General features: G+C 55.9%; 12 protein-coding genes and 1 tRNA gene. 5 read left to right on the top strand and 8 right to left on the bottom strand.

The annotated features are described in order from the left end of the window. The first annotated feature begins 77 nt into the window (after positions 1-77). The 5 genes from tagQ (at position 78) to rfaD (ending at position 4,002) form a co-directional block, all read left to right on the top strand. The gene (gene tagQ, locus ABIE20_RS12835) at positions 78-1,031 is read left to right on the top strand and encodes a type VI secretion system-associated lipoprotein TagQ (protein WP_429505406.1); all 954 of its coding nucleotides are present in this window, start codon (positions 78-80) and stop codon (positions 1,029-1,031) included. A gap of 76 nt (positions 1,032-1,107) precedes the next feature. Continuing rightward, positions 1,108-2,013 (top strand): NAD synthetase, encoded by a 906-nt coding sequence (locus ABIE20_RS12830; RefSeq protein ID WP_429505405.1) that lies wholly within the window; start codon positions 1,108-1,110, stop codon positions 2,011-2,013. Next, the gene (locus tag ABIE20_RS12825; RefSeq protein WP_093378552.1) at positions 2,010-2,465 is read left to right on the top strand and encodes a hypothetical protein; all 456 of its coding nucleotides are present in this window, start codon (positions 2,010-2,012) and stop codon (positions 2,463-2,465) included. Before ABIE20_RS12830 ends, ABIE20_RS12825 begins: the two co-directional genes overlap by 4 nt. A gap of 14 nt (positions 2,466-2,479) precedes the next feature. After that, entirely contained in the window at positions 2,480-2,938 is a 459-nt protein-coding gene (locus tag ABIE20_RS12820) for a hypothetical protein (RefSeq protein WP_429505404.1), read from the top strand. 71 nt (positions 2,939-3,009) lie between these two features. Then, positions 3,010-4,002, top strand: coding sequence for an ADP-glyceromanno-heptose 6-epimerase (gene rfaD / locus ABIE20_RS12815; RefSeq protein WP_429505403.1), 993 nt, complete (start codon positions 3,010-3,012; stop codon positions 4,000-4,002). On the opposite strand, the gene ABIE20_RS12810 is transcribed toward rfaD, so the two are convergent. From ABIE20_RS12810 to ABIE20_RS12775, 8 genes are all read right to left on the bottom strand, one after another. Then, positions 4,003-5,382 carry an NAD(P)-binding domain-containing protein gene (locus tag ABIE20_RS12810; protein ID WP_429505402.1) on the bottom strand — a complete coding sequence of 460 codons (1,380 nt, stop codon included), beginning with the start codon at positions 5,380-5,382 and terminating at the stop codon, positions 4,003-4,005. A 441-nt stretch (positions 5,383-5,823) separates the two neighbouring features. Further along, entirely contained in the window at positions 5,824-7,050 is a 1,227-nt protein-coding gene (locus tag ABIE20_RS12805) for a trans-sulfuration enzyme family protein (RefSeq protein ID WP_429505401.1), read from the bottom strand. A 128-nt stretch (positions 7,051-7,178) separates the two neighbouring features. After that, entirely contained in the window at positions 7,179-8,396 is a 1,218-nt protein-coding gene (locus ABIE20_RS12800) for a YcaO-like family protein (RefSeq protein ID WP_429505400.1), read from the bottom strand. Between the two features lie 581 nt (positions 8,397-8,977). After that, positions 8,978-9,053 (bottom strand) — tRNA-Thr (locus tag ABIE20_RS12795). 97 nt (positions 9,054-9,150) lie between these two features. Then, entirely contained in the window at positions 9,151-9,417 is a 267-nt protein-coding gene (locus ABIE20_RS12790; protein WP_429505399.1) for a hypothetical protein, read from the bottom strand. 24 nt (positions 9,418-9,441) lie between these two features. Continuing rightward, positions 9,442-9,648 (bottom strand): hypothetical protein, encoded by a 207-nt coding sequence (locus ABIE20_RS12785; RefSeq protein ID WP_429505398.1) that lies wholly within the window; start codon positions 9,646-9,648, stop codon positions 9,442-9,444. Positions 9,649-9,672: 24 nt separating this feature from the next. Then, complete coding sequence (locus ABIE20_RS12780; RefSeq protein ID WP_429505397.1) at positions 9,673-10,050, bottom strand: hypothetical protein; 378 nt, start codon at positions 10,048-10,050, stop codon at positions 9,673-9,675. Between the two features lie 18 nt (positions 10,051-10,068). After that, a complete protein-coding gene (locus tag ABIE20_RS12775; protein ID WP_010221299.1) occupies positions 10,069-10,275 on the bottom strand; it encodes a helix-turn-helix domain-containing protein in 207 nt (68 codons plus the stop codon). Between the last annotated feature and the right edge of the window lie 4 nt (positions 10,276-10,279).

Raw genomic sequence — 10,279 nt, 5'->3', positions numbered from 1 at the left:
CTGTCGAGCGAGCATCGTAGTGACCGGGGCGACATGAGGTTGTCCCGGGCGTGTTTAAACAGAGAGAGAACCTGACCATGCTTTCAACTCGCAAGCCCTTCTTCACTGCTTCCAACGGCCGGGCCGCGCTGCTGCTGGCGGCCGGTTTCAGCACCGTCCTGCTGACTGGCTGCGCCAGCTCGCCGGCGTCCAAGGTCGGTGCGACGACCAAGGTCGAGTACTACCCGAGCTGCTACGAGCCGGTCCAGCACCTGCGCGCCACCGATTCGGACATGACCAAGTCGGTCGCCACCGGTGCCCTGATCGGTGCCGTCGGCGGCGCGCTGACCGGCGCTCTGACCGGCAACTCCGACAACCGTGGCCGTAACGCTGCCATCGGTGCTGCCGGTGGTGCCCTGGTCGGCGGTGCGGCTGGTTACTACACCGAGCGCCAGAAGCAGATCAGCGACGACAACCAGCGCATCGGCTCCTACGCCACCGACATCAACAAGAGCGCGGCCGACATGGACCGCAGCACCGCTTACGCCAAAGCCTCCCAGGCGTGCTACCAGCGTGAGTTCGCCAACCTGATGGACGGCCGCAAGAGCAACAAGATCAGCGACGGCGAAGGCCGCAAGCGCCTGGCGGAAATCATCGCCGGCCTGCAGGAGTCGAACAACCTGATCACCGCGGTCAACGGCCGTCTGGGTGAGAACCTCAACAACTACACCCAGGCTTACGAGCAAGACCTCAAGCAGGTCGGCGTACCGCGTAACGACGTGGTGATTGTTGCCGAAGCCCAGGCGCCGGTACTGGCCACCGGTAACGCCAAGAAAACCAACACCGGCAAGACCAAGACCCCGCCACCGGCGAAGAAAAAGCTGCCAGACGTACCGAAAGAAGCCGTCGCCACCGAGAAGACCCTGCAGGACGCCAATGCCAAGAAGGCCGAAAGCCAGAAGGTTGCCAGCGCCGGCCAGAGCCAGGTCAACAGCATGTGCAAGAACCCGGACATGGGTGACTGGGCACCGGTGCCTTGCCCTAACGTGTAAGGCTTGAGCCACAGCGTCGCCCGGCTCGGCGCCACAAGGCCGGGCGACCTGTGCGCCGTTTCAAGGAAGACCGTTCATGAGTGAGTTACTCAACCGACTGGATAACAATCCGTCGCAGTTTTTCGCCAGGCAGCGCATCGAAAGCAGCATCAACCTGCCAAAACTCTTTGCCGCCATCGATGCCGATCCGGGCATTGTCGGTGCTGGGGTGGTGTATATCGATGCGGATTACAACGTGGTGACGCTGCGTGAGTTTCAGCCGATATGCAGTGTGCTACCCAAGCGGGTGATTTTGCGTGAGGCGAAGAAGTATCTGGCGCCTGCGCAGTTCATCGAAGAGCTCAAGACCAGTCCGCGTGAGTCGCGGGTGGTTAAGGAAGCACTGAACGCAACGCTTTCCTGTACCGGGGCAGTTCTGGGATGGATCGTAGTGTTTAGCGGCACGGTCGCGGTGCCGTTCACTGCCGGCACCAGCCTGGTGCTCACTACAATGGGCGCCGCAGCTGCAGCGGCCAGTACCACCCAGTGCATTTTCGGCGGGTACAGAACTTTCAACGAAGTGGTGAACCCTACGGATAACGACGAGCTGGACTCTTACGAGTGGTACCAGAACATGTCATCAGCTCTGGATGCTGTGTCGTTGATGGGGGTAGGGGCCTCTGGGCTTACGACCTTCAAGTATCTGCAAGTGCGCAAAGCGGCTACCGGAAGCAGTTGGTCTGAGCTTTCCAGAAAACTGAGCCGTCAGCAGCGCAAAGCGCTGACCGATGAATTGCTTTCGCTCAAGCATCCTTCGCTGACAGCCAAGCAACTACGGCTCAAACAGAGTACTGGTCAACTTCCCAAACGCCACACACCGACCGAGCTCAAGCATGCGACCCGAACCCTGATCAAAGACTCCCTGGGTGCTGGTGCCGGGTTTGTGGGCAGCAGCAGGGTGCAGACGATCGCAGTAGGGCTGTATGAGGAGTTCAAGCCATGAAGCAGCCACCGAGCTTGAAAGTGTTTCTGGCAAAGTACTTTCCAGCCTTCATCGTTGCCTTCTTCATGGTGTGCTTCTCAGCTTCCTGTACCGTGGCGCTTGCCTCCAATACCTATTTCAAAGGTATTGAAGATCGAGTGTTCAAAACCTCGATGGTTCTGCTGGCGCTTTCTGTGGTGGTCTTTGTGAGCCATTTTCTGATGGTACGGGGTCGTGCTTGGGCGGTCTGGGTCGTTGTCGGTTTGTTCGTGGCTTGCCTGGTGACCGTGCTGCCCAGTTATGGATACCGGCCACATATGTTTGTCTATAGCACCGGCCTGCTATTCCCGCTCATCGGCTTATTAATTCTGAACAGCAAACTGCACAGGGAAATGCGTGCCTATCTGGCGGAGATGCGAAAGGAGCGTGTCAAGCAACGGGACGAAGCTCGGGCAATCAAGGAACGTCGTTGAAGGGGAAATCCCGAATGCTCCACCTCCATGACGTACCAGGGTTTCTTCGCCGTTACTTTCCGACTTTCATCTGCGCATTCTTATTGGCCTGTTTTTCCTGCGCGTTGACAGCGATAGTCGTGGTCGAAGGCCGTTTTGCCACTGTGAGAGAGCAGGCTAACTACACCGTAATACTGGTTATGACCGTGTCCTTGGTGCTTAGTATCGGCAATATGCTTGTTGTCCGTGGGCGCCCCTGGGGTGTCTGGGTGGTTGTTGCATTGTTGCTGGTTAATCTGTTGGCATTGCTCGTTAGCTATGGGCCGCGCTCAAGTAATCTGCTGTTTCTGGTTATCACGGTTTTGTCCCTTTCTGGGCTCTATCTGCTTAACAGCCAACGCCAGCGAGAAATGCGCAGTCGTCTGGTGGCGATCCGCAAATCGCGTATCAAATTGCTCAAAGCCATGCATGCCGGCAATCGGCAAAACCATTGACCCCGGTTAATATTTGCACAATAGCCACCCCCTAGACTGAGGCCTCTGCACCCTCAAAGGGGGGACATGGCATGACCATTATCGTCACCGGCGCCGCCGGTTTTATCGGTAGCAACCTGGTTCAGGCCCTCAACCAACGCGGCGAAACCGAGATCATCGCGGTCGATGACTTGAGCGATGGCGACAAGTTTCGCAACCTGGCTGATGGCGAAATCGCCGATTATCTGGACAAGGACGACTTTCTTCAGCGCTTCGCTCGCGGCCAGTTCGGCAAGGTACGCGCCGTGCTGCACCAGGGCGCTTGCTCGAGCACCGTCGAAGGCGACGGGCGCTTGATGATGGACAACAATTACCGCTACAGCCGCGACTTGCTCGACGCCGCCCAGGCCCTGCAAGTGCCGCTGCTGTATGCCTCGTCGGCGGCGGTGTATGGCGCCGGCCGTGACTTTCGCGAACAGCGTGAGTGCGAGCGGCCATTGAACGTATACGGCTACTCGAAATTTCTCTTCGACCAGCGCGTGCGCCGGCAACTGCCCCAGGCGCGCAGCCAGATCGTCGGCCTGCGTTACTTCAACGTCTACGGCCCCCACGAACAGCACAAGGGGGCCATGGCCTCGGTGGCCCTGCACTGCTTCAACCAGTACCAGACCGACGGCAAGGTCAGCCTGTTCGGCAGCTATGGCGACTACCCGAGCGGCGGCCACCTGCGCGATTTCGTGGCGGTCGAGGATGTGGTCAAGGTCAACCTGTTCTTCCTCGACCGGCCACAGGTGAGTGGCATCTTCAACGTCGGCAGCGGCCGCGCCCAGCCATTCAATGACGTGGCGTTGGCAGTGATCAACCGCCTGCGCGAGCAGCAGGACCAGCCGCCGCTGTCGCTGGAGATGGCCTTGCTCGAAGGCATTCTTGAATACAGCGAATTCCCCGAGCACCTGCGCGGCAAGTACCAGTGCTACACCTGCGCCGACCTTGAGCGCTTGCGCAGCGTTGGCTATGAGCAGCCAACGCTGACGGTGGAGCAGGGTGTGGCGCGGTATTGCGACTGGTTGCAGCGCGCGCCGTAGTCAGTGCTGGCGTAAGGTCTTCAGGTCGCCCTTGCCCGAGGTCTCGCGCAGGTACTCCTGCAGTGAGTCATCCAGCGCGTTGAGCCAGCGGGTATGGTGCGGCACGGCAGCGGTACCGGTAATCACCGAGCGGTAGGACTTGTCGCGGTAACCCATGATGTCCTGCTTCTTGTCCGACTTCCATTTGAGGAAAAACCGGTTCACCGCGTCGATATCGAAGCTTGGGTAATCAGTCTGCTCGATCAGGTGCTTGATATAGCGGCCCTGGAACTCGTACATCGAAGCGGTCGACTCCAGCACCAGTTCCTCGGCGCGCCACTGTGCGCTGTCGGCAGCCATTGCCGCCGGCTGCGGCAGCTTGATGCGCCCGAGCATGTAGTCGCGGGCGAACCAGGCCTGGGCATCGAACAGGTTGAAGCTGTACCAGAGGTCTTGCATGCCGAGGTAGATCAGCTGCGGGTTCTGCTCCCAGACAACCCCTTGGTACAGCCCTGCCGGCCAAAGGCGGTTGCTGGTCTTGAGCGTCAGCTCATCGGGCAGGAACGGGAAGTGATGCTGGTAGCCGGTGCAGAGGATGATCGCATCCACGCGCTTGCTCGAACCGTCGGCAAAGAACGCCATCTCGCCCTCGACCCGCAGTAACTGCGGGCGCTCCTCCCAGCCTTTGGGCCATTTATAACCCATGGGCTGGGTGCGGTAGGCACTGGTTATCGAGCGCGCGCCGTACTTGAAGCACTGCGAGCCGATGTCTTCGGCCGAATAGCTGCTGCCGACAATCAGCACATCCTTGCCCTTGAACTCCACCGCCTCACGGAAATCATGAGCGTGCAGGATTCGCCCGGAGAAGCGCTCGAAACCGTCGAATGCCGGCACATGTGGGGTAGAGAAATGCCCGCTGGCGACCACGACGAAATCGAACACCTGCTCGATGCCCTGGCCGATGCTGTAGTCATAGGCACTGACAGTGAAGGTACGGCTGGCTTGATCAAAACGCACTGCTTTGACCGCGGTATTGAAGCGAATGTAATCGCGCACACCGGCCTTTTTCACCCGGCCCTGGATGTAGTCCCAGAGCACCTCGCGCGGTGGATAAGACGAAATCGGCCGACCGAAATGCTCATCGAAACTGTAATCGGCGAACTCCAGGCATTCCTTCGGCCCGTTCGACCACAGGTAGCGATACATACTGCCGTGCACCGGCTCGCCGTGCTCATCCAGGCCGGTGCGCCAGGTGTAGTTCCACATCCCGCCCCAGTCGGCCTGCTTCTCGAAACACACCACCTCGGGCATCTCGGCACCCTGGGCATGAGCGGATTGAAAGGCACGCAGCTGCGCCAGGCCGGACGGGCCCGCGCCGATAATGGCAACACGAATAGTCATAAGATTTCCTGACAGAAAACACTGAAAAAATGCAAAGCGACTCCAGCCCTGAACGGCAGAACCGAGGGCGAGGGGAAGCGGAAACTTCAGATGTCAGCTGGCAGGCGGAGGGACAGGGCGCTTGCGCTTGTGCGCGAGCAGGGCGTCGCGAGGTGGAATCGACAAGGTGTGGAACAGCGTCGAGAGAGGGGAGCTGGTCAGCGAAGGGCTAGCGACAGCGTTGGGCCCGTAAGGCTTGCCGAACAACGCGGCAAACGGGCCTGAAGGGCGAAAGATACGTGTGGTCTCGTACATGACGGGGCTGATTCTGCCTCTTTTGGTTATGGATGCCTTTTTAGCTATAACGGATGGGGGAGAGGATTACAAGGTGGGGGGGCTTGGCAGAATCTAATACGCGACTGCTGACGGACTTGCGCTTCACCTTCGTGCAGTGGTTTTGCTTTACTTTGCAAGGCGCAGTGCACGCCTGATGTCTGCATTAATATCATCGCTATCTTCCAGGCCAACAGAGATTCGCACCAAGCCGTCCGGCACGCCAATTTTCTCCAGATCGGTGCTGCCTTCCCTGCTAAAACTACCGTAGTGATAGCATAAGGACTCAATGTTGCCGAAGGTTGTACCTATCCGGATAAGCTGCAGATGACGAACAAAGGTTGTAGCCGATTCTCGCGATGGAAGAACAATGGCGATAAGGCCTGTATGCAATGACGGAGAAATTCCGTTGGTTTGCGCACTTTTAGTCGACCAGACCGTACGCCACTCCAGTTCCGGAAACTCTTCACGCAGCATGGCGATCACCGCATGTGCATTATCGGTATGTTTTTTTAATCGCAGTGGCAGCGTCCTTAACCCTCGTATCGTGAGCCAGGCCGAGAACGGATCTAATATGAGCCCTGCACTGTCCCTGTGATATTTCAATGCCCTGAATAGGTCCGGTTTATTGGTACTTACCATGCCGCCCATGACATCGCCGTGACCGTTGATATGCTTGGTGCTGGAATATAATGTTACTGCAGCCCCCAGGGAAAGTGGTTTTTGGCAGACAGGTGTAAGAAAGGTGTTATCGACAACAAGAAGAATGTTGTGCTTTTTACAAAGCGCTACAAGGTCAGGGATGTTGATATCTAAAAAAGCCGGGTTGGTGGGGGCTTCGATAAATATTATTTTCGTGTTCGGTTGGATCGCGCGCTCAAAGGCCGCTGCCTGGTATTCGTCGATAAGCGACATTTCAATACCGCGATGGTTTACTTCATAATTAAGCTGCTCAATGATTTCGTAAAATACACTGTGGGGTACGATGACATGATCGCCTGCGCTCAACAGGGCGCGAAAAACAAGCAGGCAGGCGGTCATCCCGCTGTTGACCGCGAGGCTATAAGAGCAGTGTTCAATGGCACGAAATTTCGCTTCTAAAATTGAAACGGTAGGGTTTGCATAACGTTGGTAGGCAAAATTCTCCTGCTCTGCATTGCCTAGCATCTCTCTGCCTTCTTCAATTGAATTCAGGAGGGTTGCAGAGTTACAAATGAGCGCTGGAACTGGAAACTGGTCCAGTCCATTCTCATGTTGCCCTAAATGGATCGCCTGGGTGGCGATACCTAAAGAAGGAGAAAGAAAATAGTCACGGCATGGTAATTCGCGCGGGCTCTTTTTTTCTGCTGGGCTCATGAAAGGCCTGGTTCCGAAAGGTAATGGGAGACGTTTTGACAGCAACGCTTGCGTCAGAGCGGCGCATGGCGAGATTTAAAGCGCGTTTTATAATGACCAGGCCGTCATGGCTACGACGGCTTTACTGTTTACTCGTATAGATAACAGGGGACAACTTTTCCGCCCAGTGAGACAATCGAAAATCTTTCCATTTTTGGCATGACCGCACAGGCCAGGCTAACCTGGTTGGGGCTGGAATGTAATTCTTTTATCCAAAGGGGATGATTGGCTTTAAAACACTCACTTTTTAAATGGGACAAGTGCAGCGCTAGTGGCATTTTTTTCGGGTCTTGAGGCATCGGGGAAAGTACTGTTTTGGCACGCTGGGTGGCCCCAAACGCCATGCGCAAACAGCGCAGCAGCCTTGGGTTTTTGGCCAAGTTGTTTTTTGAACTGGTCCACTCTTGTGTGACGTGCTGCACGCCTTCAGCTACTTTGTATTGCTGCACTAGCTCCTTGATCGCACGTGCTGCGGCATGGCTTGGGTAAAGTGAACAGCCGCCACCAATGACATGAATATCAGCGATCGTCTTCTCCGGGCAGTACGCAATAAACACGGGATAGGCTATTTGACTAGAGGCGTCAAATACCTCGATTGAAGCGCCTATGGCAGTTTCTGCATCACGCAAGGTGTTTAACAGATGCTCTGGCATTGAGTTGTCAACAATCTTTCTTATCGGTTCTTTTGAATCATAGAAGAAATGTTGTGCAATAAAGCGCCCAATGCCATGGCGCTCTATGACCTCGCTCGCGGCATGAATTGCCGCTTCGTTAAATCCCACACCCGCTGCCACACCGGTGCCGCAGGAATATCGGCGCGCAGCGCTATAATCAGTATCATCACCGGCAAGCGACTCGTTCGCATACTGATGGTTAATCAGAAATGACGGATAGAGTAATTCAACGCCTGCGGATGCTTCATGCGCCTCGAAGGAAAGTACAGCCATCTGTGATGCGCCACAGTGGCGAAGCATTTGCATCGGCAGTATGTTTTGCAAGGCCGGTTGAGAAATAACCGAATCAAAACAATGCAGTGCGCTATGCTTTCGTAGCTGAAGGGGGCCCATGTAATGCTCATAAGCCTCGAACTTCGCACCCACACGAGCCTCTGCTTCATAACCTTTGCCACAACCGACACATTCTATGCCGCTACTGTCGTAGGGGAGGTGAAGGGTGGCAACAGTGCTGGACAGCGGGCTACCGTAACGACGTAGGGTTAAATGAATTCCTTCGCTGGAAAAGTGCTGATCGATTGCGCTTTCTGCATCGTCCAGTGACAACGTACGCTCAGGGGCAATTGTTTTCATAGACAGGAAGTTTCCATATAAGCCAAAAAATGAGGCGAAAAAATCGCCTCATTTATTTTCGTTACTCAACCAGTATGGCGAGCTCTTCTGGCGTGAACGCTTCTTCTGGTTTGACAGACTCTACTTCGTCTTCAGTGGGTTGGTCGACTTTAAATTCGTTGATATACATGCAGCACCACATACCCATAGGAATATCCTTTTTTATTTGATTTAAGTGTGCACTTTTTAATGGGTGCAATGAGAGATTAGTTCGTATGGCTTTGGCTGCACATAGGAAAAATCCCGATTCTATGAGTGATTATGTTTTTTGGAGGGTGCTATTTATTTCTGCACTGCTCAGAAATAAGACACTGGCTTTGGGCATCGGCGTTGACACCGGATCGGGCCAAGTTCTTAGGGAGGAGGCGCAGTGGCGAATGTGACGAACTGGGTCGATCAGCGGAGGTGATCAAGCGCACAGCGGTTGCGATTCAGACGCCGCCTTCAGCAGCTCATTGCCGGCGAGCCCGCTCCCGACCGGCGGATGGGCCAACGCAAACAAAAAAGGCCCACCTTGCGGTGAGCCTCTTTTTTACTGCGTATGGTGCCGGCACCAGGAATCGAACCCGGGACCTACTGATTACAAGTCAGTTGCTCTACCATCTGAGCTATACCGGCACAGGGGCGTCATTATAGCGATCAGTTTGCGTCTGTAAACTACTTCTGCAACATTCCTCGCGATGCCCGGTTTCAGCGGGTATCGCGGGGTGCTTTATTACCAGCCGCGGTGCATTGTCGTGGCGCTGGGTTCGGCTTTGGTGGGGTCGAATATCAGCGGTTTGTAACGGCAATCGTGCTTTTTACAGTGCTCTCGGCAACCGTGCTTTTTCTTGCAGCTGTAGGCCGGGCCGGTGTAGCCCTTATCGCCATAGATCTGCATCTGCGGGATTTCCCAGCCAGACATGGGGGTGTAGTCGCCGGTCGTGCAGCCGCTCAGGTAAAACGCGCACGCCAGCAGGATGAAGGATCTGATGATAGCCACAGGCAATTCCGTTTGGTCGAAGTGTCAGTGTTTGTGTGTGTCGAGGTAGTGCTGGATGGCGCGGTGGTCTCTGCTGAAGTCCGGGCCGGGGAAGCTCTGGTTGCCGTACATCTGCATGGGGGGCACTTGCCAGTCAGACCGGGGTGGCGGGACTTGCCAGTCGGACATGAAGGCGCAGCCGCTGAGGTAAAACGCACACGCAAGCAGGGCGATGGATCTAATGATATCCACAGTCAATTCCGTTTATTCGAGGCGTCAGTCTTTGTTGAGGATACGGTGGATGGTGCCGCCGCAGGCCTGGTAGCAGCTGTCGTAGTCGCTGCCGCACGAGTAGCTAGAGCCGCTGTTGAACGGGTAGCTGGGGTAGTAGCAGCTTTTGCGCGCTTCCTTTTTGCTCTTGCCGGCCTGGCAAAGCTGGTAGCTTCTGTAGTTGGCCTGGTACAGGGCGTGGTCGCTGTTTTCCTGCAGGCGCGCCATCTGTTTGCAGTGGTTGCGTTCCATCGAGCAGGCGTTGATGCAGTTCATGCCCGCCATGCTTGGCGGTGGGGAGTATCTATAGGTATAGCTGGGGCCGCAGCCGCCGAGCAGGCCGACGGCCAGCAGCGCAGCGCGCCACTTGAGTGAATTGCTCACGAGTTGCCAGTTCCTTGTTCATTCCTCGCTGAACTCCAGCAGGTCACCTGGCTGGCAGTTCAACGCGCGACAGAGCTTCTCGAGGGTTTCCATCTTGAAACCCTTGATCTTGCCGTTTTTCAGCAACGACAGGTTCGCCTCCGTAATACCGATAATCTCGGCCAGATCCTTGGAGCGGATCTTGTTCTTGGCCATGACTACATCGAGTCGAATAATTATCGGCATAGGG

It is taken from the genome of Pseudomonas sp. 2835 (assembly GCF_050435905.1).
GTDB lineage: Bacteria > Pseudomonadota > Gammaproteobacteria > Pseudomonadales > Pseudomonadaceae > Aquipseudomonas.
This window is presented reverse-complemented; position numbering and strand designations above follow the sequence as displayed.